24 protein-coding genes and 1 tRNA gene are annotated in these 26,000 nt (G+C 59.5%); 13 read left to right on the forward strand and 12 right to left on the reverse strand.

Annotated elements, in window-relative coordinates:
* The first annotated feature begins 37 nt into the window (after window positions 1–37).
* Window positions 38–1,213, forward strand: a complete 1,176-nt coding sequence (locus K3166_RS10315) for an AI-2E family transporter (protein WP_221422147.1) — start codon at window positions 38–40, stop codon at window positions 1,211–1,213.
* Between the two features lie 59 nt (window positions 1,214–1,272).
* Here K3166_RS10315 and K3166_RS10320 read toward each other — a convergent pair whose 3' ends face one another.
* Window positions 1,273–1,887 carry a superoxide dismutase gene (locus K3166_RS10320; protein ID WP_221422148.1) on the reverse strand — a complete coding sequence of 205 codons (615 nt, stop codon included), beginning with the start codon at window positions 1,885–1,887 and terminating at the stop codon, window positions 1,273–1,275.
* 160 nt (window positions 1,888–2,047) lie between these two features.
* Here K3166_RS10320 and glmM point away from each other — a divergent pair, with 160 nt between their 5' ends.
* The 3 genes from glmM to thiD are packed head-to-tail and all read left to right on the forward strand — an operon-like array spanning window position 2,048 to window position 4,406.
* The gene (glmM, locus tag K3166_RS10325; protein ID WP_221422149.1) at window positions 2,048–3,385 is read left to right on the forward strand and encodes a phosphoglucosamine mutase; all 1,338 of its coding nucleotides are present in this window, start codon (window positions 2,048–2,050) and stop codon (window positions 3,383–3,385) included.
* On the forward strand, window positions 3,385–3,609 hold the full coding sequence (locus K3166_RS10330; RefSeq protein ID WP_221422150.1) for a DUF1272 domain-containing protein: 225 nt from the start codon (window positions 3,385–3,387) through the stop codon (window positions 3,607–3,609). Before glmM ends, K3166_RS10330 begins: the two co-directional genes overlap by 1 nt.
* A complete protein-coding gene (gene thiD / locus K3166_RS10335) occupies window positions 3,606–4,406 on the forward strand; it encodes a bifunctional hydroxymethylpyrimidine kinase/phosphomethylpyrimidine kinase (RefSeq protein WP_221422151.1) in 801 nt (266 codons plus the stop codon). Before K3166_RS10330 ends, thiD begins: the two co-directional genes overlap by 4 nt.
* Here thiD and K3166_RS10340 read toward each other — a convergent pair.
* On the reverse strand, window positions 4,398–5,303 hold the full coding sequence (locus K3166_RS10340) for an LOG family protein (protein WP_221422152.1): 906 nt from the start codon (window positions 5,301–5,303) through the stop codon (window positions 4,398–4,400). The genes thiD and K3166_RS10340 overlap by 9 nt on opposite strands.
* 52 nt (window positions 5,304–5,355) lie before the next feature.
* Window positions 5,356–5,431, reverse strand: a tRNA-Trp gene (locus K3166_RS10345).
* Between the two features lie 87 nt (window positions 5,432–5,518).
* On the opposite strand from K3166_RS10345, the gene aat reads away from it, so the two are divergent.
* Window positions 5,519–6,202, forward strand: coding sequence for a leucyl/phenylalanyl-tRNA--protein transferase (gene aat / locus K3166_RS10350; protein WP_221422153.1), 684 nt, complete (start codon window positions 5,519–5,521; stop codon window positions 6,200–6,202).
* Here aat and K3166_RS10355 read toward each other — a convergent pair.
* The 4 genes from K3166_RS10355 to K3166_RS10370 form a co-directional block, all read right to left on the reverse strand.
* Entirely contained in the window at window positions 6,151–6,636 is a 486-nt protein-coding gene (locus K3166_RS10355) for a DUF2155 domain-containing protein (RefSeq protein WP_221422154.1), read from the reverse strand. The two genes, aat and K3166_RS10355, sit on opposite strands and share 52 nt — an antisense overlap.
* A 2-nt stretch (window positions 6,637–6,638) precedes the next feature.
* The gene (locus K3166_RS10360; RefSeq protein ID WP_221422155.1) at window positions 6,639–7,037 is read right to left on the reverse strand and encodes an NADH:ubiquinone oxidoreductase subunit NDUFA12; all 399 of its coding nucleotides are present in this window, start codon (window positions 7,035–7,037) and stop codon (window positions 6,639–6,641) included.
* 61 nt (window positions 7,038–7,098) lie between these two features.
* Window positions 7,099–7,650 (reverse strand): DUF192 domain-containing protein, encoded by a 552-nt coding sequence (locus K3166_RS10365; protein ID WP_247714612.1) that lies wholly within the window; start codon window positions 7,648–7,650, stop codon window positions 7,099–7,101.
* The gene (locus K3166_RS10370) at window positions 7,616–8,200 is read right to left on the reverse strand and encodes a regulatory protein RecX (protein WP_221422156.1); all 585 of its coding nucleotides are present in this window, start codon (window positions 8,198–8,200) and stop codon (window positions 7,616–7,618) included. Before K3166_RS10370 ends, K3166_RS10365 begins: the two co-directional genes overlap by 35 nt.
* Window positions 8,201–8,330: 130 nt before the next feature.
* Between K3166_RS10370 and K3166_RS10375 the strand changes: the two genes are divergently transcribed.
* The 6 genes from K3166_RS10375 (at window position 8,331) to K3166_RS10400 (ending at window position 15,756) form a co-directional block, all read left to right on the forward strand.
* A complete protein-coding gene (locus K3166_RS10375; RefSeq protein WP_221422157.1) occupies window positions 8,331–10,064 on the forward strand; it encodes a fatty acyl-AMP ligase in 1,734 nt (577 codons plus the stop codon).
* Between the two features lie 120 nt (window positions 10,065–10,184).
* On the forward strand, window positions 10,185–11,435 hold the full coding sequence (locus tag K3166_RS10380) for a toxic anion resistance protein (protein ID WP_221422158.1): 1,251 nt from the start codon (window positions 10,185–10,187) through the stop codon (window positions 11,433–11,435).
* Window positions 11,436–11,448: 13 nt separating this feature from the next.
* Complete coding sequence (locus K3166_RS10385) at window positions 11,449–12,204, forward strand: hypothetical protein (protein WP_221422159.1); 756 nt, start codon at window positions 11,449–11,451, stop codon at window positions 12,202–12,204.
* The gene (locus K3166_RS10390; RefSeq protein WP_221422160.1) at window positions 12,204–12,512 is read left to right on the forward strand and encodes a polyhydroxyalkanoic acid system family protein; all 309 of its coding nucleotides are present in this window, start codon (window positions 12,204–12,206) and stop codon (window positions 12,510–12,512) included. The genes K3166_RS10385 and K3166_RS10390 overlap by 1 nt, the downstream gene beginning before the upstream one ends.
* A gap of 338 nt (window positions 12,513–12,850) precedes the next feature.
* Entirely contained in the window at window positions 12,851–13,192 is a 342-nt protein-coding gene (locus K3166_RS10395) for a heme oxygenase-like domain-containing protein (RefSeq protein WP_221422161.1), read from the forward strand.
* Complete coding sequence (locus K3166_RS10400; RefSeq protein WP_221422162.1) at window positions 13,189–15,756, forward strand: HWE histidine kinase domain-containing protein; 2,568 nt, start codon at window positions 13,189–13,191, stop codon at window positions 15,754–15,756. Before K3166_RS10395 ends, K3166_RS10400 begins: the two co-directional genes overlap by 4 nt.
* A gap of 9 nt (window positions 15,757–15,765) precedes the next feature.
* Here K3166_RS10400 and K3166_RS10405 read toward each other — a convergent pair whose 3' ends face one another.
* On the reverse strand, window positions 15,766–16,491 hold the full coding sequence (locus K3166_RS10405; protein WP_247714613.1) for an energy transducer TonB: 726 nt from the start codon (window positions 16,489–16,491) through the stop codon (window positions 15,766–15,768).
* An 82-nt stretch (window positions 16,492–16,573) separates the two neighbouring features.
* Between K3166_RS10405 and K3166_RS10410 the strand changes: the two genes are divergently transcribed.
* The gene (locus K3166_RS10410) at window positions 16,574–19,378 is read left to right on the forward strand and encodes an ATP-binding protein (protein ID WP_221422163.1); all 2,805 of its coding nucleotides are present in this window, start codon (window positions 16,574–16,576) and stop codon (window positions 19,376–19,378) included.
* A gap of 76 nt (window positions 19,379–19,454) precedes the next feature.
* Here K3166_RS10410 and K3166_RS10415 read toward each other — a convergent pair whose 3' ends face one another.
* The 3 genes from K3166_RS10415 to K3166_RS10425 all read right to left on the reverse strand — a co-directional run bounded on the left by K3166_RS10415 (window position 19,455) and on the right by K3166_RS10425 (window position 24,648).
* Window positions 19,455–22,079, reverse strand: coding sequence for a TonB-dependent receptor (locus K3166_RS10415; RefSeq protein WP_221422164.1), 2,625 nt, complete (start codon window positions 22,077–22,079; stop codon window positions 19,455–19,457).
* A gap of 269 nt (window positions 22,080–22,348) precedes the next feature.
* The gene (locus K3166_RS10420; protein ID WP_221422165.1) at window positions 22,349–23,290 is read right to left on the reverse strand and encodes an isopenicillin N synthase family dioxygenase; all 942 of its coding nucleotides are present in this window, start codon (window positions 23,288–23,290) and stop codon (window positions 22,349–22,351) included.
* Between the two features lie 14 nt (window positions 23,291–23,304).
* Entirely contained in the window at window positions 23,305–24,648 is a 1,344-nt protein-coding gene (locus K3166_RS10425) for a NupC/NupG family nucleoside CNT transporter (protein ID WP_221422166.1), read from the reverse strand.
* Window positions 24,649–24,783: 135 nt separating this feature from the next.
* On the opposite strand from K3166_RS10425, the gene K3166_RS10430 reads away from it, so the two are divergent.
* Window positions 24,784–25,473, forward strand: a complete 690-nt coding sequence (locus tag K3166_RS10430) for a queuosine precursor transporter (protein WP_221422167.1) — start codon at window positions 24,784–24,786, stop codon at window positions 25,471–25,473.
* Here K3166_RS10430 and K3166_RS10435 read toward each other — a convergent pair.
* On the reverse strand, window positions 25,470–25,985 hold the full coding sequence (locus K3166_RS10435; protein ID WP_221422168.1) for a DUF421 domain-containing protein: 516 nt from the start codon (window positions 25,983–25,985) through the stop codon (window positions 25,470–25,472). The two genes, K3166_RS10430 and K3166_RS10435, sit on opposite strands and share 4 nt — an antisense overlap.
* Between the last annotated feature and the right edge of the window lie 15 nt (window positions 25,986–26,000).

The raw sequence follows: 26,000 nt of genomic DNA on the forward strand, positions 1-26,000 counted from the left end.
TTGTCCCCAGCCGGAACCCAAGACAGACAGGCGGGGAATGAGCGACAAACAGCCAGCATCGCAGGAGCCGCAACCGCAGCCATCTGCACACGGGCCGCGTCATGCCTTTGCGCAGCAGGAATTGCGCCTGATTTCGGCGCTTGTCCTGTTGCTGGGCATGGGGCTCTTCCTGGCGTTGCCCTTCGTACTTTCGATCGGCTCGGTAGTCTTCCTGCCGGTCGTAACGGCGATTATCCTGACCGTTATCCTGTCGCCGCTTGCCGACAAGCTGAATGGCTGGGGCCTGCCCAACGTGCTGGCCTCACTCATTTCGCTGTTGGTATTTTTCGCCGTGTTGCTGCTCGCCCTGGCGCTGATCTTGCAACCCGCAATCTCGCTGTTCGACGAATTGCCAGCCATGGCGCGCCGCGTCGGTGAAAGGTTTGGCGAGCTTCAGGAACGCTTTTCCTGGGTCGCGCAGGTCAACCAGCAACTTGCAGACCTGATGGCACGCGAGGGCGAGCCGCGCGAAGTCGTGCTGGCCAGCCCGAGCTTCCTCGAAACAATAGCCTTTGCGACGCCAACGGTGGTGATCGAGGTGATCCTGACCTTGCTCATGGCCTATTTCATGATCGAAGCCCGCGTTCGCCTGCGCCAGAAACTGCTTTTCGGACGTACAAGTTTCGGGGCGAGTATCCGCGCTGCGCGTGTGCTTCGCGAAGTTCAAGACCGCGTTGCCGCCTATATTCTCACCGTGGGCTGGATCAACGTCATGGTCGGTGTTTTGGTTGCGCTGGGTGCGTGGGCGCTGGATGTCGACGCGCCGATCATGTGGGGCGGGCTGGCCGCGATACTGAACTTCCTGCCTTATATCGGACCCACCTTGATGGTCGGTCTGCTGGCACTATTCGGCATCGGAACCGCCGATACGGCCCTGCTCGGCCTTGTCCCAGCCCTCGCCTATCTGGGACTGCATACGGTCGAGGCCAATGTCATCACTCCTTCGATCCTGGGCGCACGGTTCACCATGAACCCAGTGATGATTCTTATCGCGCTGTCCTATTTTACCTGGATCTGGGGCGCCTTCGGAGCACTACTTTCGGTGCCGATACTGCTGATCCTGACTGCCCTGTTCGATCACATCGGCAGGCCCAATCTGGTTGGCTTCATCTTTGGCGAGCCCCTGTTCACCGCCAGCGTTTTCGAGCCAGACACAAACACCAACGCCGAATAGAAAAGGCCCGCCGCACCTGTTCGTGCGACGGGCCTCCCAAATCCATATTTCGCGGTGGCTTACGAGCCGGGATATTCCCAGGTCGTGCCGCGGATCAGATTGGCGTTGGCAAAGCTCCAGTTGAGCTTGGCGTTTACCGCTTCCAGATATGCCGGGCGCGCGTTCTGGTGGTCGAGGTAGTACGCGTGCTCCCACAGATCGATGACGAGCAGCGGGTTCACACCTTCGTGATCGGCCAGCGTATCACCGTCATGGGTTTCTTCGATCGACAGCTTGCCGTCTTTTTCAGCCAGCCATACCCAGCCGCTGGCGAAGTGGCCTGCGCCGCGTTCCTTGAGCTTCGACTTGAGGTCATCGGTCGAACCGAAAGCATCGTCGATCATGCTCTGCAACTCGCCGGAGATGGAGGTTTCCGAAGGGGCCATCGAATGCCAGTAAAAGCCGTGATTCCAGCTCTGAGCCGAGTTATTGAACAATCCCTGGTCACTACCGCGGGCAGCGGCAATGACTTCTTCCAGGCTCTTGTTCGCATGATCGGTGCCTTCGATCGCGGCATTGGTCTTGTCGATATACGCCTGGTGATGCTTGCCGTGATGGTAAGACAGTGTTTTTGCCGACACTGCGGGTTCGAGTGCAGTATCGTCGTATGGCAGGTCGATCAGCTTGAAAGCCATGGAGGGATCCCCTTCTTGTATTCGTGTTAAACGTGCAATTCACCCTGACAACGCACGGGCAGACGCGTGGTTGCATAGCGATATGTAAAATTGGCGCCACGGGTTTTATTCCGGCGCATTCATAGCCAAGAGAGTGTCAGCACATGGGAGCGCAGAATTAATGGCACGCAAGTTTTTCGGTACCGATGGCATCCGCGGGCGGACGAACGAAGGTGTGATGACCGCCTCGACCGCGATGCGTGTCGGCCAAGCGGCAGGCACGCACTTCCTGCGGGGCGGGCACCGGCACCGTGTCGTGATCGGCAAGGACACCCGGCTGTCGGGCTACATGATGGAAAGCGCGCTGGTCGCCGGCTTTACCAGTGTGGGAATGGACGTGATCATGACCGGCCCCCTCCCCACTCCCGCCATTGCCTTGCTGACCCGCGAGATGCGCGCCGATCTTGGCGTCATGATTTCCGCCAGCCACAATCCGTTCGAGGACAATGGCATCAAGCTATTCGGCCCGGACGGTTTCAAGCTGTCCGACGCGGCCGAAGCCTCGATTGAACTCCTGCTCGAACAGGAGCCGCTGCTGGTCGAAGCCGAACGCATCGGCAGAGCCCGCCGCATCGACGATGCGCGTGGCCGCTATATCCACGCCATCAAGCAATCGATTGCCAGCGACATCCGCTTCGACGGATTGAAGGTGGTGGTCGACTGCGCAAACGGTGCCGCATACCAGGTCGCGCCGTCCGCTATCTGGGAACTGGGCGCCGAAGTCATCGCCATCGGGGTCGAGCCTGACGGCACGAACATTAACCGTGATGTCGGCTCTACTTCGCTTGATGCGCTGAAGGCCCGCGTTGTCGAAGAAGGTGCCGATATAGGCATTGCACTCGACGGGGATGCCGACCGGCTGATCGTGATCGACGAAAAAGGCAAGGCAGTCGACGGCGATCAGATCATGGCCCTGATCGCTACGCGCCTGCTTGCGCGCGGCGATTTGAGAGGCGGCGGCATCGTGGCCACGGTCATGAGCAATCTGGGGCTCGAACGATATCTGGAAAGCCAGGGGCTCAAGCTGGAACGCGCCAAGGTAGGCGACCGCTACGTTCTCGAGAAAATGAAGGAAGGCGGCTATAATGTGGGTGGTGAACAATCCGGCCACATGATCCTGCTTGACCACGGCACTACGGGTGATGGCACCGTGGCGGCGCTGCGCATTCTGGCCAGCCTGGTTCGCTCCGGCAAACCGGCCAGCGAGCTGTTGCACGTCTTTGATCCGGTCCCCCAATTGCTCAAGAATGTGCGTTATTCGGGCGGCCAGCCGCTGAATGCGGAAAGCGTAAAGGCGGTAATTGCCGAAGCAGAAAAAGAGCTCGAGGGTACCGGGAGGCTGGTCATCCGTCCGTCCGGCACCGAACCCGTTATCCGCGTCATGGCCGAAGGCGATGATGCGGCCCAGGTCGAACGCATCGTGGACCGGATTTGCGATGCTGTGAAGAAGGCCGCCTGATGCTGGAAATGCGACCCGACTGCGAGCGCTGCGGTGCTGATACGCCTGCCGAAGCTCCCGGAGCGTTCATCTGTAGCTTCGAGTGCACATTCTGCACCGATTGCGCAGATGAACTGGACGATCTTTGCCCAAATTGCGGCGGCGAATTGATGGACCGCCCGGCACGATCGAAGAAACTGCAGGAGAAAGCGCCTGCGAGTACGGTCAGGAAGTTCAAGGGATGAACGGCGCACCTCCCCGCATCCTGAGCATTGCCGGTTCCGACAGTTCGGGCGGCGCTGGCATTCAGGCCGACATCAAGACCATCACCATGCTTGGCGGATATGCGATGACCGCGATTACGGCGGTAACGGCGCAGAATACCCGCGGGGTCCAAGGCGTCGAGGTGATGCACCCTGATCTCGTCATGGATCAGGTCGATAGCTGCCTCGACGACATCGGCGCCGACGCCATCAAGATAGGGATGCTGGGCTCGCCTCAGATCGCCATGTTGCTGGCAGAGCGGCTCGATACGTTTTCAGGCCCCATCATTTTCGATCCGGTTATGGCCGCGACCAGCGGATCGGAACTTGCGAGCGAGGCAACCATTGCGGCGTTTGGTTCGCTGATGGAAATTGCGACCATCGTCACACCCAACCTGCCCGAACTCGCCGCCCTGACGGGCCGCGACACCATTGAAGACGACGACGTCTTTGGCGCAGCACAGCAATTGGCTGAAAAGCACGACACCATTGTCCTTGCCAAGGGCGGCCACTCCGAAGGCGACGACGTCCTCGACCGGGTCGTTTCCTCTACCGGCAAGATCGCCAGCTTCGGCCACCACCGTATCGATACGCGGCACACGCACGGCACAGGATGCACCCTGTCAGCAGCGCTGGCGACGTTTCTTGCCTATGGCCAGCCGACCACTCACGCGATCAGGCTGGCACGCGGCTTTGTTTACGCAGCGATCGAAAATGCGCCCGGCTTCGGCGAAGGCTCGGGCCCACTCGGACACCAGGCAGTGCGCAAATTAGTCTGAAGAAGACCGGCAGCCCAGGTCGTAAAAGTCGCACAGGTAATCCCACGCGTCTTCGGCCGTTTCGCACCAGTGGAACAGTTCGAGATCCTTCTTCGAAATCGTGCCTTCTTCGGCAATTGCTTCGAAGTTGACGACCCGGGTCCAGAAATCCTTGCCGAACAGCAGGATGGGAATCGGCTTCATCTTTCCAGTCTGGATCAATGTGAGCAGCTCGAAGAATTCGTCGAACGTTCCAAATCCGCCGGGAAAGACTGCAACTGCGCGGGCGCGCAGAAGGAAATGCATCTTGCGCAGGGCAAAGTAATGGAAGTTCAGCGACAGATAGGGTGTCACATAGGAATTGGGTGCCTGCTCATGAGGCAGGATGATGTTGAGACCGATCGATTCTGCCCCGGCCTCGCTGGCTCCGCGGTTCGCTGCTTCCATGATCGAAGGGCCGCCGCCTGAGCAGACGACGAACTGGCGCTTGCCGTTTTCGATGACCGATTTTTCGCTAGCAAGCTTTGCCAGCTTTTGCGCCTCGCCGTAATATTTGCTCTTGGCGACAAGGTTTTCCACGACCTTGCGTTCGTATTCCGGCAGTTTCTTCGCGCCTTCGAGGGCAGTTTCGGCCGCTTCCGGGGGCGGAATGCGAGCGCTTCCGTACATGACCAGCGTCGAGCCGACATTGGCCTCGTCGAGGATCATTTCAGGTTTCAGCAGCTCAAGTTGGAAGCGAACAGGTCGCAGCTCCTCGCGCAGGAGGAAGTCCTTGTCCTGAAATGCCAATTTATAGGATGGGTGTTCGGTCTGCGGCGTCTGCTGTGCGAGGCTCTTTTTCTCGAACCTTGCTTCTTGTTCTGCCGGATAGAACTTGCGATCGGCAAGTTCGCGCTTTTGCTTTTCTTCTTCTGTCATGCTTGGCCCGATAGGGGGCTGATGCGTTATCGACAAGCCATTGAAGAGGAAATGGCAGGGGTGACAGGATTCGAACCCGTGGCCCTCGGTTTTGGAGACCGATGCTCTACCAGCTGAGCTACACCCCTGCAGCCGAGCGGGCGCATTAGTCGGTGTTGGCGATGCTGGCAAGATGCGTATCGCATGGAATCGCAAACTGCTAAGGTGCCAGCACCATGCACGCACCTGTACCAGAGACGATCCCGGTGGAACTTCTGCTCCACGCTTATCGCAGCGGCGTGTTCCCCATGGCGGACCACCGTGATGACCGCGAGGTGTATTGGGTAGAGCCGCGCGAGCGTGCCATCATCCCGCTCGGCGAATTTCGCGCATCGCGCACCCTTCGCAAGGTATTGCGCCAAGACCGATTCGAAGTGACTTGCGACAAGGATTTTCCGGCGGTCATCGCCGCCTGCGCGGAGCCACGTGAAGAACACGCGGAGAGCTGGATCAGTCACCAGATCGAATCGAGCTACATCGCGCTTCAACAGTCCGGTAACGCTCATTCGGTCGAGGTCTGGCTGGAAGGCGAACTGGTTGGCGGCCTTTACGGTGTCGCATTCGACAAGGTTTTCTGCGGGGAAAGCATGTTCAGCCGCACGGACAATGCCAGCAAGGTGGCGCTTGCATGGCTCGTGGCGGCCATGCGCGATGCAGGTTACGAATTGCTGGACTGCCAGTTCATGACTGATCACCTTGCGTCGATGGGTGCCATCGCCATTCCGCAATCGGAATATCTGGCCAAGCTCCGGGTTGCGCGCGGTGAACCGCAAGGGAGCCTGCCGCAGGCTTTTGCTGCGGCCAATGCTCACTCTTCGCCTGGAAACTCCATCGCGCAGTCCTTGATCCACACATCGTAGATCGGGTGTTCGACGACATTCAGGCTGGGCGAATTCTTAAACAGCCAGCCGGAAAATACCCGGCGGAAATCGTTCTGGGTGCCGCGTTCACGCACCAGTACCTGCACGAATGCGCCGGTTTCCTGGGGCATTTCCCACGGCGCTGTCCGCTCGCATGAAGCGAGGCGGATGATAACATCGCCCACGCGCTGCTGCTGGCCGGGGCTGAGTTCCAGATCCTGAGTTTCGTTATTGCGCTTGTTGAGCAGGCCGATGGTGGCCACGCGTTCTTCGAGCGGCGTGCCTATGCCGGCTTCCGCTGCAGCGATTTCGGGCAACTGGACCCGCTGCAATTCTTCCGGGATTTCCGTGTTGACTGGTTCGGGCTCGGGCGGGTCCTGCGAACAGGCACCTACCAAGAGCAGGCTGCAGAGAAGCGCGCCGGCACGGACCATGATCAGGCGTCCGGCGACCAGGCTTCATAGTCGCCAGCCGCGCTGGCACGTTTGCCGCCGCGCTCGAGCGCGCCCTGCGGCCGGTAAGCGGTCTGCGTGCCGGTGGCATTGGGCGTATAGTCGGCTTCCCAGATGCGCGCTGCGGGAAGATAGCTTTCCGGCACATCGACGCCCGCGCCGTGCAGCCAGCCGTGCCATTCGGCAGGCACGCGGCTCGCGTCGTTGGCACCTTCATAGATGACCCAGCGACGTTCGCGCTGGCCTTCGCCGCGCTTTTTCGAGCGATAATACGCATTGCCTTGCGCGTCGGTGCCGACATGCTCGCCATTGCGCGAGGACCACAGCATTGTGCCGATGGTGGCACCGTTCCACCAGGTGAAGATCTTTGCCAGAGGGTTCATAGGCCGCGCGCCTAGCGGATTCCCGCGCGCGCGCCAAGCACGACGATGTCAGAAATCATCATCACCACTCGACCAGATCCCCCGGCTCCATGCCGAGTTCTTCGGACAGCCCGCCGCGCACTTCCAGAACGCCGCTGGTGATGCCGACCGAATAAACCGATTCGAGCGAATAGGGCTCGGTCATGGCCGCGATGTTCAGGATGCGTCCGTCGGTCCCGATGAAAATGATATCGAGCGGCAGCGGCGTGTTCTTCATCCAGAAACTGCGCGCCGTTTGCGGCTCGCTAGGGAAAATCATCGCTTCGTTGTCGGCCAGTTCGGTGCGGAACATCAGGCCGCGGCCCTGTGCCTCTTTCGTATCGGCAAGTTCTGCACGAAAAGTGTGCACCGTGTCGCCGCTGCGCACGGTTACCGGAATGATCTCGAGGCCGGAAACCGGATGCGTCGCGTCCGCCTGCTGGGCAGGCACACTCGTCGTTTCCTCGGCTGTGCCCGCCGGAGCGCAGGCTGCCAGCAGGAGTGCCATCGGTGCCATATGGAAGCGCGCGTATTTTTTCATGTAGTCGAGAATCATCCCATCAATCCCAAAGATCGGCTTCTTCCAGCCACTCATCCAGCGCTGCCTCGTCAGGAGCGGAAAGAATGGTCTGAGCGTGAGCAAACGTGTGGCCCGCTCGAACCATTGCCGCAAGCTGCTTTTCGCGCCGCTTGTGGCGGCTTTCCACCGGCTCGTCTTCTGGCGCGCTGCCAAACGGCCCAAGCCGCCTCCGTTTGGCCAGCGCCAATGCGGCCATTCGCGCTTCGCGTTCACCCGGTGCCAGTTCGCTGCGAAGCCCCTCCTCGAGCCCAGCCGCGCGCAGGGTTTCGTCCACTCGCCTTGCGCCGTAGCCGCGCGCCAGCAAGCCGCCCGCTTTCATTTTTCCGAAGCCGCGATCATCGACATAACCCTTGTCGACGAAATCAGCGACCAGATCATCGATTTCCGGCTCGCCCTCGTCTTCCCAACCGCGCTCGCGCAGCTTGCGTCTCAGGTAAGCTTCCAGCTTGCCCGCACTGGTTGCGAAACGCGCCACATAGGATAGCGCAAAGTCCCTCAGCCTGGTGCGGTCGAGCGGCTTTGGCTTGCGACGGGTGCGCCTCGATGTTGCGTTAGTTTCAACCATCGGCCATATTCGTGCCACACTCCTTATCGAATGGGAAAGCTCGATATGAGGCCGCAGCCGGGATCGCGGTTCAAGAGGATCATGAGAAATGCCGCAAGGCGCTGATATTTCACGGGAATCGCTAAAAACAATGACCGACGCCATATTGACGCCGACACCCAACGATTGCGACCTTCCTAGGCGCAGGGCCGATTTCGACACCTTCAACGAGGCCGTCGACTACGCCGCGCAGAGCCAGAAGGGCCTCAATTTTCATGATATGCGCGGCGACCTTGTTCGCCCCTACCCGTTCAGCGAAATGCGCAGCGATGCGCTGAAACTCGCGCGCCAGATGGCCGCTGCCGGAATCGGCAAGGAAGATCGTGTCGCCCTGATCGCGGAAACCTGCCCCGAATTTGCGGCGCTGTTTTGCGCCTGCACCTATGTCGGCGCCTGGCCCGTGCCTTTGCCTTTGCCCACCGGATTCGGCGGCAAGGAAGGTTATATCGACCAGCTTTCCGTTCAGTTGCAGAGCAGCGATCCCAAGATCCTGATCTATCCTGCTGAAATCGAGGAGATGGCCCAGGCAGCTGCCGAGCGGCAAGGGTGCGAAGGCCAGAGCTGGGAAGATTTCGCCCAGCGTCCCGACCCCGAATGCGAGCTGCCCGAAGCGCAGCCGGATGACATCTGCTATCTCCAGTATTCGAGCGGATCGACCCGCTTCCCCACCGGCGTTGCGGTAACGCACAAGGCGCTGCTGCATAATCTGTTCGGCCATTCGACCGGCGTCGACCTTGGCGAGAATGATCGCGTCGTCAGCTGGCTGCCGTGGTATCACGATATGGGCCTTGTCGGATGCCTGCTGTCACCGATCGCCAACCAGGCTTCGGTAGATTATCTCAAGACCGAACATTTCGCCCGCCGCCCGCTGGCATGGCTCGATCTCATCAGCCGCAACAAGGGCAATACGCTCAGCTATTCCCCCACCTTCGGTTATGATATTTGCGCGCGGCGTATTTCCAGTCAAAGCCATGTCGACGAACGCTTCGACCTGTCGCGCTGGCGCACCGCAGGTAACGGCGCAGACATGATCCGCCCCGATGTCATGCAGAGCTTCGTGAACGCGTTCGCGCAGGCCGGTTTCGATGCAAGCGCATTCACCCCCAGCTATGGGCTTGCCGAGGCGACGCTCGCCGTGACCGTCATGCCGCCGCGAGAAGGTATCCGTGTCGAACTGGTCGAGGAAGAGCGTCTCTCGGGCCGTCCGCGTGACCTGTCGCACCCTGCCCGCTACCGCGCCATCGTGAATTGCGGCAAGGCGCTGCCCGGCATGGAAGTCGAAATTCGCGCCGAGGATGGAAGCATCAGGGCGGACCATCAAATCGGCAAGGTCTGGTGCCGTGGTACCAGCGTCATGCACTCTTATTTCCGCAACGAGGAAGCCACCGAGGAATGCCTCGTCGACGGCTGGCTCGATACAGGCGACATGGGTTATCAGGCTGACGGTTATCTGTTCATCGTCGGCCGGGCCAAGGACATGATCATCATCAACGGCAAGAACCTCTGGCCGCAGGATATCGAGTGGGCGGTTGAGCAATTGCCCGGCTTCAACCACGGCGACATCGCCGCATTTTCGGTTGATATGGAAAATGGCGAGGAAGCACCCGCCGTTCTGGTACATTGCCGCGTTTCCGAACCTGAAGAGCGGGTCAAACTGCGCGACCAGATCGCCGACAAGGTCCGCGGCGTTACCGGCATGAGCTGTGTAGTTGAACTCGTGCCGCCGCGCACATTGCCGCGCACCAGCTCGGGCAAGCTCAGCCGCGCCAAGGCGAAGCGGCTTTACCTTTCCGGCGAGATCCAGCCGCTTGATCTGGCGGCCTGAGACCGCCACAAGCTGCCCAATCCAAAGGATTTCGGTCGCCAGCGTGTGATGGCATCTTGAAACTCGTGTTATAGAGACCTAATACAGAAGAGAAATTTTCCGGGAGGTCTGCTGAATTCCATGAGTGACGAAAAGCCCCAGGCTGCCGCCGCACCGTCCGACGCCAAGCCCGCCGCCACGGCGACTATGGCTCCGCCTGAATTCGATCTGACGCCGCCCGATCCGGTGCCGGCCGTCGCGCCTGAAAAGGCCGCCGGTCTCGTGCCCGTATCGGAAGAAGTGAAGAGCAAGCTCGAAACCAAGGTCGACGGATTCGTCATGGACCTGATCAGCCAAGACGCGAATTCGCCCGAGTTCGGCAAGAAGGTCGATCAGTTGACCAATATGGGCCGCAAGGAAATCATGGCAGCGGCAGGAATGTCGAACCGCTTCCTCGATCGTCCGGTCCGCGCAATGGACAAGGACGAAGGCGTTGGCGCCAACCTGTCCGAACTACGCCGCGTTGTGGAAGAACTCGACCCAGGCAAGCGCGGCAAACTGTCGGGCACGCGCAAGATCCTCGGCATCATTCCATTCGGAAACAAGCTGACGAATTACTTCCGCAGCTATCAAAGCGCGCAGACCCACATTCAGTCGATCCTTTCGAATCTTGCCAGCGGCAAGGACGAACTGATCATGGATAATGCCGCGATCGACGTCGAGCGCCAGAAGCTGTGGGAAGCGATGGGAAATCTGGAACAGATGATCCACATTTCCAACACGCTCGACGGCAAGCTGGAAGAAAAAGCCGTAGAGCTCGACGCCACCGATCCGGCGAAGGCCAAGGCAGTCCGCGAAACGGCGCTGTTCTATGTCCGCCAGCGCACGCAGGATTTGCTGACCCAGATGGCAGTCAGTGTCCAGGGCTACCTTGCCCTCGACCTGGTCAAGAAGAACAATGTCGAGCTGGTGAAGGGCGTTGATCGCGCCAGCACCACTACAGTGGGTGCACTGCGTACTGCCGTGACCGTGGCAGAAGCCATGACCAACCAGCGTCTCGTGCTCGGCCAGATCACTGCGCTCAACGAAACTACGGCCGGGATCATCGATTCCACCAGCACCCTGCTCCGCGAACAGACCGGTAAGATCCACGAACAGGCAGCAGCCAGCACCATTCCGCTAGAAACGCTCCAGCGCGCCTTCCAGAACATCTACGATACCATGGATGAAGTCGACGAATTCAAGGTCCGCGCGCTCGACAGCATGAAGCAGACCGTGACCCTGCTGACCAGCGAAGTCGAAAAGTCGAAAGGCTATATCGCCCGTGCTGAAGGCCAGTCCCAGGCGCAGAAGCAGGTAGCCGAATCCGGCCTGCTGAGCATAGAAGGCTAACGGAGGCTTTGCGGTGAGTGACCTGACCAAAGAAAGCGACCGGATCCTGCAGGAAGCGCGCATTGTCCGCGACGACAATCGCGATGGTGGCCGCCACCGGCGGGATGCTTCAATTGGCAAGGGCTCCGCAGGCCTCAAGTCGAAGCATTTCACCAAGAAGCTGGTTCAGCTTGCCATCGGTTTCGTGGGCATACTGATTGCAGCCGGCCTCGCAGGCGCAATCCTGAACGGCATCGGATTTTGGGGCGTCATGATCACCTTCATGGTGATGGTGCTGCTTTTCGGCGGCGTGATGAGCCAGAAGATCAAGGTCCCCACTCGAACCGACATAAACAAGGGCAATGTCCAGCAGATGGTCAGCCGCACGGAATTGTGGCTGGAACACCAGCGCCCTGCACTTCCCCCACCCGCGGCCAAAATTGTCGGAGACATGGGGGTCCAGCTCGATGCGCTCGGACTGCAGCTTCAGGGACTGGACCAGAACCACCCCAAGGCCCGCGAAGTGCGCAGCCTGGTGGGTGAGCAATTGCCCGAGATGATCGACAGCTATCAGCGCATCCCCGCCCATATGCGGACCGAAAAGCGCGCCGGAGCAACACCGGACGAACAGCTGACTGGCAGCCTGTCCAAGATCAGCGGCGAGATCGATTCGATTACGCGCCAGCTTGCCGAAGGTTCGCTCGACGATCTGGCGATCAAGCACCGCTATCTCGATTACAAGTTCGGCGAAGGCGCTGAAACCAGCCCGCAACTGGAGCACAAGAGCTGATGCGCGTTCCGATAAAACACAACCTCACCAAGGATGAGGTACGCCACCGTCTCCGCAGCCGCAGTCACGAGATCAGCGATGCGGTGCCTGGCGGAGCAGCCGACGTCCAGGTTGCCTGGCCCGACGAGGACACGATGTCGGTCGGAGTGGTGACGATGGGCCAGACACTTCAATCCCGCGTGCTGATCGAAGACACGCAAGTGGTATTCGAGGTGGACCTTCCGGCTGCACTTTCCTTCGTGGAACCAATGATCAAATCTGCCATTCGCAGCAAGGGTGAGAAGCTCCTCAGCGCCCCCAAAGCCTGACGTTTCTAACTTTTGATGGTTCGGGAACGGTTTGCGATTCTGATCGCTTGATTTGTCTATCGGACCGCCAATTGGCCTCCGGTGCAAATTTTAGCGGGCTGTTCGGTCGACCTTAAGGTCCGGATTCGTACCGCGGGGGTTGTATGCGAAACGAATTACGGAAAACAACGCGCGAAGCGCATGATCGGCTCGATCAGTTGGCATCTGGCCTGCCAGTGGTCTCGCGCGCGACGTATATAGCATTTCTTCAGGCTCAAGGCCGTGCGCGGCTGGCGGCCGAGTCCGCATTCCGGCACACCGCTCCCACTCATCTTCTGCGTCCTCCTGTTCAAGGCCCTTTGATCCGAACAGATCTGGAAGAACTTGGGGCGCAGCTACAGCCTGCGGGAATGGTGCTGACTTTCGCCTCTTCCTGCGAAGCGCTTGGCGCGGCGTGGGTGATTGCAGGCTCCTCGCTTGGCAACAGGGCCATGCTCCTGCAGCGGCAGAAGGCCGGCCTTTCAGGGGCGGAACGTTTCCTGTCCGATCCGCGAATGCCCGCCTATTTCAAGGACGTCCTCGTAGCACTGGAGGAACCGCGTGACGCGCGGTCGCAGCGTGATTTATTGTCCGGCGCCGCCAATTGTTTCTCCCTTTTCGAGCGCGCTTTTGCCGCGCTTCCTGAAAGCCTGGCTGCGTGAACATTCACACGAAAGACATCGAGCTGACCGAGTGCGATCGCGAGGCCATTCACCACATCTCCGCCATCCAGGATTTCGGCGCGTTGATCGCTGTAACGAATGACTGGAATGTCGCTCATCGATCAAGGAACATCGCGGAGATTATAGGCGACTCCTGCGATCCCGAAATTGGTGACCCGCTGGCGGATTACTTTTCGTCAGATGCGATCGCAGAACTGCGGCGGGCCACTTCGTCCCTGTTTGCAGCCGATACGGTAGAGCGCCTGTTCGGTGTCGATCTTCGCGGTGACGGCAATCTTTTCGATTGCGCCGTCCACCAGAGCAACAACTTGCTGGTAATCGAGATCGAGCCGCACGAGGTCGAGGCAATCGATCGCGGATTACGCATTATCCGTCCCGTCGTAAGCAAGCTGGAACAGCACGATTCCTATCGCTCTCTTGGCGACGAGGCCTGCCACTTCCTGCGCGATATGCTCGGTTATGACCGGGTCATGTTCTACCGCTTCCTCCCGGACGAAAGTGGGCAGGTCATCGCCGAGGCCAAGCGCGACGATCTCGAGACCTATCTCGATCTGCGCTATCCCCAAGCTGATATTCCGCAGCAGGCACGCGCGCTTTTCGTCAGGAACCGGTTCCGTATAATTGCCGACATGTCGGCTCCTTCGATACCGGTTGAGCCGGCCATCGGCGCGGACGGCGTGCCGCTCGATATGAGCATGTCCACGCTGCGCGCCCATTCGCAAATGCATGTCGAATACATGCGCAACATGGGTGTCGGCGCATCACTCGCGATTTCGATCGTCATCGATGGAAAGCTATGGGGCATGTTCGCATGCCATCACCACGAGGCGCGATCGTTGTCCTATGGTCTGCGTACCGTTGCGGAACTGTTTTCCGAACTTGTGTCGCTTGTCATCGAACGCCTGGGGAACCGCAAGGTAGCGAAACGCGTCGAGGCCAGCCGCGAACTGCACGATCGCCTGATCCGCAGTTTCGCAGACGGCGCGGCTCTTTCCCAGTCGCTGCCCAGCCTCGATCCGATCATTTCCAGGGCGATCGATATCGACGGGATCAGCATCTTCATTGATGGTTCTTACAACGCCAAGGGCCATGCCCCGACGGAAGAAGAATTCCTGTCGATCCTGCCGCAATTGAATGCCTCGGCTGACGGCAGGTTGATCATTACTGACAATCTGGCCGAAAAATTTCCAGGCGCCGGGTCGTTTCCCGCGCGCGTCGCCGGTGCAATCATCCTCTCCATTTCACGCAGGCCCCGCGACTATTTCATCCTGTGGCGGCGCGAAGAATTGCAGAACGTGACCTGGGCCGGGAAACCCGGGAAACTGCAACCCGATAGCTCCAATGGAAACCGTATCAGCCCGCGCAAGAGTTTTGGTGCGTGGGAAGAGACCATGCGCGGCCGGTCGCGGGAATGGTCACATCCCGAGCAGAAGCTGGCAGAGAGCCTCAGAAGTTCGCTGCTGGAGGTCATCTTGCGACTGACCGACGAACAGGCGAAAGAGCGCGCCCGGGCGCAGCAGCAGCAGGAATTGTTGATTGCAGAACTCAATCACCGCGTGCGCAATATTCTCAACCTCATCCGCGGATTGATCAACCAGTCGCGCGGCGAAGCTGTCTCGATCGATGATTTTTCGGAAATCGTCGGCGGCCGCATCTCTGCGCTTTCCCTGGCCCATGACAACATCACCAAGGGCAATTGGTCATCCGCTCCGCTGAGCGAGCTGATCAACTCGGAGGCCGATGCCTATCTTGCAGGCAAGACCGATCGGGTCCTGGTCTCCGGGCCCGAAGCCCTGATCAATCCCGAAGCCTACACCGTGCTGGCCTTGGTCATCCACGAGATGATCACGAATTCTGCCAAATACGGCGCGCTATCCGACGGCTCCGGCGTTCTGAAGATCGGCATCGAAAAGGCTTCCGATGGGGCGCTGGAATTGAGCTGGAAGGAAATCGGCGGTCCGCCTGTTCAGGCCCCCGAACGTCGCGGTTTCGGATCCACCATCGTGGAGCGTTCCATTCCGTTCGAGTTGAACGGCGAAGCCGAGGTGCGGTTCGAATTGAGCGGTGTCGAGGCGCGCTGGTGCATTCCAGCCAAATATGTCAGCTGGGGCGAAACTCGCGCGACAGTGAACGAGCAGGTGCAAAAGGAAAAAGACATCCAGCCTACTATGACAAGCGAACCGCCCAAGACCGTCCTTCTTGTCGAAGACAGCATGTTGATCGCCCTCGACACGGAAGATTGCCTGAAAGAGCTGGGTGTGACGACCGTCCTGGTCGAAAGCACGGTTCAGGGCGCCATCGAAATCCTGGCAAACAAGACGCCCGATGCCGCAATTCTCGACTACAATTTGGGCAGCGAGAATAGCGAAGGAGTGGCCGAGGCTCTTGCCAAACGCGGCATCCCCTTCTGGCTCGCAACCGGATATGGCGAGATGAAAGACCGTGCCGAAGTTCTGGGCGCGTCCGGCTTGCTTACCAAGCCTTATGGCAGAGACGAACTCACCGGATTACTCGCCGCATACGCCAAACAGAAGAACACCTGACGCAGCGGATCAGTTGAAGAAGCGCTGTTGGTAATAGAACGGCGCCGATACGGGTTCGCCCGAGGCGTTGCGGGCCGGCTCGAACCGCAATTGTTCCAGCGCCAATTGGCAGACAGTCCTGTCCGTTTCGGGGAACGGGCTGGCACGATAGACCGAACAGCTTGTCGCACGCCCTTCCGCCGATACCGAAAGTTTCACGATCACCGACTTCCCGATGCGCGCCTCGCGCCCGCCGGGCGGCACTGGAAAGGCGCGAGCATCAGTAATTGCACGGACCAGTACAGGCTTGGTGGCAGCTACGCCCCCCTGCCCAGATCCGCCCAGACCCGCGCCAGTTCCAACGCCGCTACCTGCCGCCCCGGTTCCGCTGCCCGCCTCGGTTGCACCTGAATCGGTCGCCGTGCCAGTCGACGCGGCACGCGGCACTGGCCTGTCCTCGCGAATTTGCTGACGAGGGGTGGGTGCAGTGACCGGCTGCGGGACGGCTTCTCGTCCCGGATCGCCCTGAGCACCTTCATCGGGCTGCGGTTCGACTTCCGGGGCTTCCTCCTCCGGCGTAGTGACGGTCACGGTGAAGGCAGACACGACCTCCCGTTCGACCGAGGCGACCACACTGGGCGCCAAACCACGTATCAATACGTAGAACATCCCGGTGTGAATCAACAGGATAAGGGCGATAACCCAGCCATTGGGCCGCCGTTTGGTTGTGCTGAAGTTGGAATTACTTGCCATCATTGCAGTCAAACTACGCAAGCGATGCCAGCGTTCCAAGGCCCGAGTGAAAGTCCCCAAAGGACCAAACAAAGGACGACGACGAATGGCAACCCGATTGCTGCCTGCAATGCCCTCTGGAAATTGGGCCAATGCACTCCCGGACAAGCGCAGCCTTTTAGCCGCTGTGACGGGTTTCGCAGCGTTTGGGATCCTCGCCTACCTCAGCATTGAACTGACGCGCGGTGCTGGGCGCATCGCGGTTGTCTGGCTGCCCAATGCAATTGCTGTCGCGGCCATGCTGCGCATAAGTATCCAGCGCGAATGGGTGCTGCTGGCGGGACTTTTCGCGGGCAATCTCACTGCCAATCTGGCAGTTGGCGATGCTGCTGTGACCGGGATAATTCTTTCGGTCGCAAACCTCACCGAAATTGCGCTGGCGGTGTTTCTCGTCCGTAAATTTGCCGGTCCTCGCCCACGGATGGAGGAGTCGCGCGATCTGCTGCAATTCTTCCTGAGTGCCGGATTGGTTGCACCACTTGCCTCGGCCACGATCGCCTCGCTCGCCTTGCACACCGCCGGCGCTACCCTTCAAGGCGTGCTGAACTGGGCCGTGTCGGATTCGTTGTCGATGGTTATCCTCGCTCCGAGTATGCTTGTCTTCTGGGACGCCTTGGCTGCCCCTCGCCTGCCCAAGAAGCGAAGGCTTTTCGAATGGGCGGTGCTCACGGTGGCGGGTACAGCAACCGTCCTCTTCGTGTTCCTGCAGAACGATTATCCGTTTCTATTCCTGATCCCGCCGCTGGTCGTTTGCCATGCATTCCGGCTTGGTACTTTGGGGACGGCATTTTCGGTTCTGAAGGTCGCCATCATCGCACTTGTGTGCACTCAGATGGGCTTCGGCCCGGTCAATCTTAATCCCCTCCCGACTGACGAACAATTGCTGGTTCTGGAAGCGTTCCTGGCTTCGTCGATGCTGGTCGGCCTGCCCGTAGCAGCCATCCTTTCGACCCGCGACAGGATGGCGCGTGAAGTGAGCATGGCAAAGAAGCAGTTCGCGCTCCTCGCGGAGAATATTACCGACGCTGTGTTGCGCTACGATCTCCACGGCGTGTGCACCTACGCCTCGCCCTCGGTCGAGCGCGTGCTTGGCTGCGATCCATCGGACCTTATCGGCATGACGACCGGGGAACGCGTGCACCCGGAATCGCGCGAAGCCATCGCCTCATGCGAAGACCGCTTGCTGTCAGGAAAGAGCCAGAGCGAGCGGTTTACCTATCGCCGGTTCCTTGATGATAGCGAGGGCAGACCGGTCTACATTGAAGCCGACTGCGCACTGGCCTTCGATACGGTGACCGGGGACCGAGAAGGGATCGTGGTTTCCGCGCGTGATGTGACGAACAGGGTAATGCTCGAACGCAAGTTGAAATCCGCCACGAATCACGCCGAAAATGCAGCCCGCGCAAAGGCGCAATTCCTGGCCAACATGAGCCACGAAATCCGCACACCCATGAACGGCGTGCTGGGCTTCGCCGACCTCCTCGCGAGGATGGACCTCGACCCCGAAGCTGCGCGCTATGCCGAGCTCATCTCTCGATCGGGACATTCGATGATGATGCTCCTCAACGACATTCTGGACATCTCGAAAATCGAATCCGGTCAGTTGGTGATCAGCGAGGAATCATTCGAACTGCCGCGCTTGGCCGAAGATTGCGTCAGGCTTCACATGGCGGGGGCCGAGCGCAAGGGCGTCGGCCTGGCGCTGACTTGCGCATCCGACGTTCCTGAAAGGATCCTAAGTGATCCTCTTCGCCTGCGGCAAATCCTGCTCAACCTGATCGGTAATGCGGTCAAATTCACCGAACATGGGCAAGTGGAAATTTCGGTAATGCGCGAGAATGAGCAGCTTGCGATTTCCGTCGAGGATAGCGGTATCGGTATCGATCCGGACCGTATCGAGCACATCTTCGATCCATTCATTCAGGAAGAAGCGAGCACCACGCGGCGGTTCGGGGGAACGGGTTTGGGTCTGTCCATCTCGCGGCAGCTAGCCGAACTTCTCGGCGGCAAACTGACTGTAGATTCCATGCCGGGCGTCGGCTCGCGTTTCTCGCTTCGTATACCGCTGGAAGAAGTGCTCCACCGCGACCCGGATGGCGGCCCCTTGGACCGGCGGGCCAGTCAGCCAGCAGCACCGCCGCCATCAGCGCGCGTCCTTTTGGCAGAAGACCACGACGTGAACCGGTTGCTCGTAACCGCGATGCTCGAAGAGCTCGGCCAGGAAGTCACCATAGTCCATGACGGCACGCAGGCTATCAGCGCAGCCCTTGAGGGCGCCGCGAATGGGCAGCCCTTCGACCTTGTCCTGATGGATATCCAGATGCCAGGCTGCGACGGCTATGCGGCATCGCAGGCAATCAGACGCGGCGGACTTTCGGCCAGTGCCTTGCCAATCATCGCGCTCACGGCAAACGCGTTTCCCGAAGACATCGCCGCGGCCCGGGATGCAGGGATGCAGGGCCACCTCGCCAAACCATTGGTGTTCGAGGCACTGGCCGCGGTGCTGGCGCGCTGGCTGCCGGTGACCATCGTGTCGGGTCAGACAAGCGGTTTGACCAAACCAGCCCGGACCCGGAGCGAGGGGCGCCATTCCCCCCAGATGATCGAACTTTGGAATAGCCGCAGGGCGGAAGCGATCGGTGCGGTCACGATTGCCGTACAGCAGGACAAACTCGAAGGCGTGCGCATCGAGGATCTCGCCCGCACTGTTCACAAGCTTGCAGGCACTGCCGGAATGTTCGGGGAAGAAGAACTCGGCGAAAAGGCCGCTGCGCTCGAGCGTGCATTGCGATCCGGGGTCGAGGCTGAGGTTCGGCGCAAGCTGGCCGAAGAACTGCTCGCGGCGGCCTGACTGCCGCGCATTGGACAAACAAAAAGGGCGGCCCCCGCGTGGGAGCCGCCCTCTTCTTGTCACTGTCTGATCGGGCTTAGTAACCGATGATCAGCGAGATGCTGCCAGCGCGCGGAGCGCCGATCTGAGCGAAGCCGAAGTCGTCCAGCGAACCGCCGAAGAAGCCGATGTAATATTCATCGAAGATGTTCGTGAAGTTGAGCTGGATAGCTGCGTCACCGCCTGTCGCGAATTCACCGATCACGAAACGAGCGTCGAGGTCGACGGTCGTGTAGGACGGAGCCTGGAAGCTATCGTCGATGATGCTGCCGTCGTCGTCGAGCTGAACGTTAATGTCCGAGATGAAGCGCGGGCCAGTGTGCTTGACCTGTGCACCCAACTCGAGGTCGCCAAACGAGAGCTGGCCGCGAGCTCCGAACGAGTACTGGGGAGTGCCCGACTCTGACTTGCCACCAGTCGGCAGGAAGTAATCCGTACCGAGATTGTCAGCAGTACAGCCGTAACGCGTGTCAACGACATTGCCGCGGCTCAGTTCACAGACACCGCCGAGAACGTCGTCAGCGATTTCCGAGTCGTTATACGAACCGAAAACATAGAGCAGCGAAGTGCGGGTCGGACGCCATGCGATCGAGCCATCTAGGCCCCACTTGTCGACATCGCCGAGGTTACGGAAGACGTATTCACCTTCGCCGTCGTTGGCTTCAGGATCGAACGCAACTGCCAGACGGTTCTTGTACTTGGTGTAGTACGCGCCGAGCTGAGCTTCGATGTCACCGTTCTGGAAACGCATGCCGAGGTCGAAGCTGTCGGTGGTTTCAGGAACCGGACGGGCCAGTTCATTGTCCGCGAAGTAGAGCGAATCGTACAGCGGGTCGGTACCGGGGACCGAGAGGCCCTTCGCATAGTTTGCGAACACCGACATTTCAGCGGTCAGATCGTAGGTGAAACCAACGTTCGGCAGCAGCTTGTCGTACTTGTATTCACGCGACTGCGGTGCAGCGTGATCGTCGTTGAACGATGCATCGACATAGTTCGACAGATCCGCACCCGGGTTCGGACAGTCGACGAAGCCGCCAGCCGAAGTCGTGAAGCAGTTCTGGTTCAGTTCGCGAGTGAAGAACGGAGCGCGCAGAGCGAGCTTCGCGGTCAGGTCGCCGAAGCGGCCGACATATTCACCCGATACCTGGTGCAGGATGGCATAGGAAAGGCGGTCACGCTTGTTGACCTCATTGCCGTAGACATCGAGCAGCGGAGCATCGATTGCGAAGACATTGAACGGTTCGCCGTTGCCGAGCATCGCAGTGATCTGACCGGTCTGACGGTGACGCGCACGGTCATACGTGTAGGTCAGGCGGACGCGGTGATCGTCAGCAATGTCATAGATCAGGTTGGTGATCACGCCGTAACGGTTTGTAATCGTCTGGCTGGGATCGTTACCTGCGATTTCATCGTCGAGATCGCCATCGTTGTTCAGATCGCGGCCGAAGTAGTAGCCGCCGTTGAACGCGCCGGTGTAATTGCCGCCATTCACGCTGAAGAACGATTCACGAAGATCGTCGGGACCGCCGCCGTTTGCTTTGACGTACTGGTAGCTCGGGTCGAAGGTGAAAGTCAGCTTGTCGCCAAGTGTAAAGCGCGATGCGCCGCGAATGTTGCCCGTGTCGGACGGGTTGTAGCGACGGTAGAATGCTGCGCCACAACCGTCACGGTCGCTGTAGTCAACACTGTCGCCTGGGCTGCCCTGACCGAAGAACGTCGTACGTGGATCGACTCGGCAAGGAAATTCGCCGTTGGTTTCGTAGATCTGGAAGCGACCTTCGCGATCGTTGTAAACTACGCCGTCAACTTCGACTTCGCCGTCCTGTGCGAGCGGGAGAAGGTTTTCGAGGCTTTCCGAACCGGCAAAGTTGTTGCGGTTCTGGTTGAAGTGACCCGAAACAGCGATGAAATCGCCATTCGAACCGAGGTCCTGCCATACACGGCCGTTGAACTGCGTCTTGTTGATGCGGCCATACGGGTTGTACGGCACGCCGTAGGTCGTGTAGCTGACCGAGCCGAACATCTTCGTGCCCATGCCCGTGATGTCGCCGCTGTCGAACATGATGAAGCCGCGGGTGTAGACGGTGTCTTCAGCGCCTTCTGCAAGCACGTCACCGAAGGTCATGGTTGCTACGATGCCGGCGTCATCGCCAGGCTCACGTGTACGGATGTTGATCGTACCACCGGTTGCCGAAGCAGTCGGGCTGTCGACGTCGGTGGTGCCGAGGTTGACGTTGACCGATTCCAGAACTTCAGGATCGACCTGCTGGTTGGTGTAGAGAGCGTAGTTGCCCGAATCGTTCAGCGGCAGGCCGTCGAGGGTCTGCGAAACGCGGTCGGAGCTGAAACCGCGGATGGTGAAGCCACCGCCCGAAGAACCCCAGGGATCGTTGTTCTGGAAGCTGACGCCGGGAACCAGGTTCACGATGTCGTTGACAGTCTGGCCGGGACGCTGGCGACGAATGATCTCTTCGTTGAGAACCTGCTTCGCCTTGGTCGTGTTCGGGATTTCGACGCCGCCGACGCCGTCATCGCCGCGACCGGTCACGACGATTACTTCGTCGTCGAATTCGATCGAACCGGTTGACTGGGCTGCGGCGGGCATTGCGCCTGCAGCAGCGATACCGGCCACTGAGGTGGCCAGGAGATATTTGAACTTCATCGAGAAGACCCCTTCGTCTCTTCGGGTGAGGAAAAACTGCTTATTGGAAGCACAGCCGCGCTAGGCCGGGCACGTTTCGGCAAAGCGGTGGTTTTGTTACAGAGTCAAGACAGGCACCGGGGCCTGTGAATGAATGTAGCAACATTTACCGAAAAATGCCGTTTATTCAGCGCCTTAAATGAGTTGCAAATTTGCACCAATCGCAATTTTTTTGCGAATTGGGACTCTCGGCGGCGACTCCGCTGCCAGATAATGCTGCAGCGCAGCAATCAGGCGAGATTGATTTCACGCAGCCTCTGCAAGAGATACTCATGGCTTGAAATCGGTGCCGGGTGGTCTTCAGGACGTTCCGGATCGATGCAGCTATCCAGCGTTTCGATCACATAGTCCGGGCGGAAGTGCAGGAAAAACGGCATCGAATATCGTGCACGGTAGGCTGCTTCACCGCGCGGGTTCACCACCCTGTGGGTCGTCGAACGCAGCTTGCCGTTGGTCAGCCGGTCGAGCATGTCGCCAACATTGATGACCAGCGCCCCTTCGGGCACCTCGACCGCTTTCCATTCATCCTGCTTTGTCAGCAGTTCCAGGCCAGCCTCTTCGGCGCCAAGCAGCAAGGTGATCGTGTTGATATCGCCGTGTGCCGCCGCGCGGATCGCGCCTTCCGCTTCCTTGCCTTCAAGCGGAGGGTAGCGCAGCAGACGCATGACCGAATTGCCGTCTGCAACAGTCGGAACGAAGAAATCGCGCGGCAATCCAAGATGCAAGGCGATCGCTTCCAGGACGCGCCCGCCAGCGACTTCGAAAGCGGCATACAGATCGCTGAAAGTCTCACGGAAACCTTCGACTTCGCTTGGCCAGACGTTGTCCGCCATGAATTCTGATAGCGGATGCCCCTCGGGCAGCTCGCGGCCTACGTGCCAGAATTCTTTCAGGTCATGGACGTTGGCGTCCTTGGCCTTCTCGGTGCCAAATGGAGTGTAACCGCGAGCACCGCCGCCGCCGGGGATGTGATAGGCCTTCTTGACCTCATCCGGCAGCGAGAAAAATGCCTTGGAGAGTTCTTCCGCACGGTCGATCAATTCCTGCGGGATGCCGTGATCGCGGATTACGGCAAAGCCATACTCCTGAAAGCTGCGGCCAAGGTCGTCGGCAATCGTGTCAAGCGGCTGTGCCAGAGACACAACCGCGATATCGGTTTTCGATTCGGTCATAATAGATGCAGCCTTTAATACGGCAAGAAGAGGCCCGCCAGTGCTGCGCTCATCAGATTGGCAAGGCTACCGGCGGCAAGCGCGCGGAGACCCAGCTTGGCGATGACCGGTCGTTGGTTCGGCGCAAGGCCGCCGGTAACAGCCATCTGGATTGCAATCGAACTGAAATTGGCAAAGCCGCACAGCGCGAAGGTCACGATGGCGCGGCTGCGGTCGGTAAGCTGGCTGGCGTCCATTGAGCCCAGCTGGATGAACGCTACGAATTCGTTGAGCACGATCTTGGTGCCAAACAGCCCGCCTGCAGCGCCTGCCTGCTCCCAAGGGATACCGATAAGGTACATCACCGGGGCGAACACATATCCGATAATTTGCTGGAAGCTGATGTCCGGATAACCGAACCATCCGCCGATGCCGCCCAGGATTCCGTTGGCGAGAGCTACCAGAGCGACGAAAACCATGACCATCGCACCTACGGCCACCGCCAGCTTGACGCCGGTCTGAGTGCCCTGCGCAGCGGCTTCGATCACATTTGCAGGCCTGTGGCCTCCTTCGAAAGTTTCGGCGACCTCGACCTCGTGAGGCTTGCCGCTTTCGGTCAGTGCGGCGGGTCCATCACCGCTGATGCGCGTCTGGGGGAGCTTGATTTCCTCGGCATCGACGCCTGAAAGCTCGGCAGCATCACGGGCCAGATCACTCTCGTCGTCCGGCATGATGATCTTGGCCATCAGGATGCCGCCGGGCGCAGACATGAAGGCTGCCGCCAGCAGGAACGGTACGGCCTCTGCCCCGATGAAGCTGGCGTAAGCGGCAAGGATCGTACCGGCGACACCGGCCATGCCGACGCTCATGAGCGTAAACAGGCGGCTAGGCGTCAGCGAAGCAAGATAGGGGCGTACGACCAGCGGGCTTTCAGACTGGCCTACGAAAATATTGGCAGCGCTACCGAGCGCCTCGACCTTGCTGATCCCGGTGATCCAGCCGATGCCGCCGCCAACCCAGCGAACCAGTCGCTGCATGATACCCCAGTGATAGAGGATCGACACCAGGGCCGCGAAGAAGATGATCACCGGCAGAGCCGCGATGACGAAGGTGTTGGTGAACGGATTGGATTCCATTGGCCCAAAAATTGCCGTGATGCCGGCCTTGGAATAATCCAGCAGGGCAATCACGCCGTTCGACATAGCCTGGATGGCCTCGACCCCCCAAGGGGTGCGCAGGACCAGCAATGCCATTACCGCCTGCAGCGCGAACGCCGCGCCCACGACGCGCAATTTGATGCGGCGCTTGCCGGTGGAAAGCAGGAAGGCGATCATCAGGATCGCAAGAATACCGACGATATTGATAATGAAAGGCGGCATGCGGACCCCTTCGCGATGCGACAAGTTGCGGATGAAATCAGCCGCTACCTTGCGCGGCGGGTCCGCTTAGTCAATTTTCGCGCGCTCCGCCAGCACGCGCTGTCACCAGTTTGAATAGATCGGCCCTTCCTGACCATGACCGAACATCCGGCCAATGAAACTCGCCTCGCAGCCATGGCTATCCCGCTTGGGCTGTTTGTTTTTCTCATCCTTTATGGCGGGCTCACGGTTATCGCCGGCGTACTGGCATTTAAGCAGGTGCAACTCTGGCCGACGAGCCTTGCGGTCGAATCGGGCATTTTCGCGTTTCTCGGCCTGGTGGTAATTTCCAGCACGATTACGCAGCTTTACGGCGAGAAACTGGCCCGCAGGCTGGTCTGGTGGGGGTTTGTTCCGCTCGCGGTGTCGGCGGTGCTGATCTTCCTGGTGATGTCCCTGCCCGCCTCGCCCGAGATGCTGGAATATCGGGGTACTGACCTCGACGCTTTCAACACCGTCCTTGGACAGACCCCGCGGATCATGGCCGCAGGTCCTGCTGCCTATATCGTTTCGCTGTTGCTTAATGTCTGGATATTCTCGCGCCTGCGCGGCTCCGGAGAAACCAATACACTCGGCCTGATGGCGCGCGGGGCAATTGCCAGTGCACTCAGCCAGGCAATCGATTCGGTGATTTTCGTGACGCTCGCATTCTATGGCGAGTTTGACATCACACCGCTGCTGATTGGCCAGGTCATCGCCAAGGTCACGCTCAGTATCGTGCTGGTACCATTCCTGATCACCGGCGGTGTCGCGCTTGCCCGTTGGCTGGACAAGAAAACGCTCTAGGCTTTCTCGACATCCTGGGTGAGGCGTTCGTCCAGCGAATCTCCGTGTAGCACCGAGACGTCACCAGTCGCCTCGAGCACGACTGCCCGCACCTCGTCGAAATGAAGGACATTCGCTTCGCGAAGTTTCGCGATCAGGTCGCTGCGGGCAACCCGTGTTTTCGACAGTGCATCTTCATCGATTACGCCGTCTCGCATGAGATAAACCGGCGTATTCTGGATGGCGGCCTCCACCTTGTCGGAACTTCGGCGCAGCAGTGCCGCAGCAACCTGCATGGCAAACAGGGCCACAATCCCTACCCCGATCTGAGCGAAATCGCCCCATTTCGTAACCTGGCTGGCGCCTGCGAGCAGAGAGCCCAGCGCAACCGTCATGACAAAATCGAAATTGGTCATTTTCGATAGCGACCTGAGGCCGACTATCCGGATCATCAGCACTATCCAGACGAGCGCGAGCGCCGTCAGGATTGAACCGCGTGCTATAATGTCGAGCCATTTTTCATCAAAGAACATGACCGCCTAACGTGC

This window comes from Qipengyuania psychrotolerans (genome assembly GCF_019711355.1).
Lineage (GTDB): Bacteria > Pseudomonadota > Alphaproteobacteria > Sphingomonadales > Sphingomonadaceae > Qipengyuania > Qipengyuania psychrotolerans.

Coding starts and splice junctions, on each gene's coding strand:
- K3166_RS10315 (WP_221422147.1), top strand. CDS start 38: ATGAGCGACAAACAGCCAGCATCGCAGGAGCCGCAACCGCAGCCATCT.
- K3166_RS10320 (WP_221422148.1), bottom strand. CDS start 1,887: ATGGCTTTCAAGCTGATCGACCTGCCATACGACGATACTGCACTCGAA.
- glmM (WP_221422149.1), top strand. CDS start 2,048: ATGGCACGCAAGTTTTTCGGTACCGATGGCATCCGCGGGCGGACGAAC.
- K3166_RS10330 (WP_221422150.1), top strand. CDS start 3,385: ATGCTGGAAATGCGACCCGACTGCGAGCGCTGCGGTGCTGATACGCCT.
- thiD (WP_221422151.1), top strand. CDS start 3,606: ATGAACGGCGCACCTCCCCGCATCCTGAGCATTGCCGGTTCCGACAGT.
- K3166_RS10340 (WP_221422152.1), bottom strand. CDS start 5,303: ATGACAGAAGAAGAAAAGCAAAAGCGCGAACTTGCCGATCGCAAGTTC.
- aat (WP_221422153.1), top strand. CDS start 5,519: ATGCACGCACCTGTACCAGAGACGATCCCGGTGGAACTTCTGCTCCAC.
- K3166_RS10355 (WP_221422154.1), bottom strand. CDS start 6,636: ATGGTCCGTGCCGGCGCGCTTCTCTGCAGCCTGCTCTTGGTAGGTGCC.
- K3166_RS10360 (WP_221422155.1), bottom strand. CDS start 7,037: ATGAACCCTCTGGCAAAGATCTTCACCTGGTGGAACGGTGCCACCATC.
- K3166_RS10365 (WP_247714612.1), bottom strand. CDS start 7,650: ATGAGTGGCTGGAAGAAGCCGATCTTTGGGATTGATGGGATGATTCTC.
- K3166_RS10370 (WP_221422156.1), bottom strand. CDS start 8,200: ATGGTTGAAACTAACGCAACATCGAGGCGCACCCGTCGCAAGCCAAAG.
- K3166_RS10375 (WP_221422157.1), top strand. CDS start 8,331: ATGACCGACGCCATATTGACGCCGACACCCAACGATTGCGACCTTCCT.
- K3166_RS10380 (WP_221422158.1), top strand. CDS start 10,185: ATGAGTGACGAAAAGCCCCAGGCTGCCGCCGCACCGTCCGACGCCAAG.
- K3166_RS10390 (WP_221422160.1), top strand. CDS start 12,204: ATGCGCGTTCCGATAAAACACAACCTCACCAAGGATGAGGTACGCCAC.
- K3166_RS10405 (WP_247714613.1), bottom strand. CDS start 16,491: ATGATGGCAAGTAATTCCAACTTCAGCACAACCAAACGGCGGCCCAAT.
- K3166_RS10410 (WP_221422163.1), top strand. CDS start 16,574: ATGGCAACCCGATTGCTGCCTGCAATGCCCTCTGGAAATTGGGCCAAT.
- K3166_RS10415 (WP_221422164.1), bottom strand. CDS start 22,079: ATGAAGTTCAAATATCTCCTGGCCACCTCAGTGGCCGGTATCGCTGCT.
- K3166_RS10420 (WP_221422165.1), bottom strand. CDS start 23,290: ATGACCGAATCGAAAACCGATATCGCGGTTGTGTCTCTGGCACAGCCG.
- K3166_RS10425 (WP_221422166.1), bottom strand. CDS start 24,648: ATGCCGCCTTTCATTATCAATATCGTCGGTATTCTTGCGATCCTGATG.
- K3166_RS10430 (WP_221422167.1), top strand. CDS start 24,784: ATGACCGAACATCCGGCCAATGAAACTCGCCTCGCAGCCATGGCTATC.
- K3166_RS10435 (WP_221422168.1), bottom strand. CDS start 25,985: ATGTTCTTTGATGAAAAATGGCTCGACATTATAGCACGCGGTTCAATC.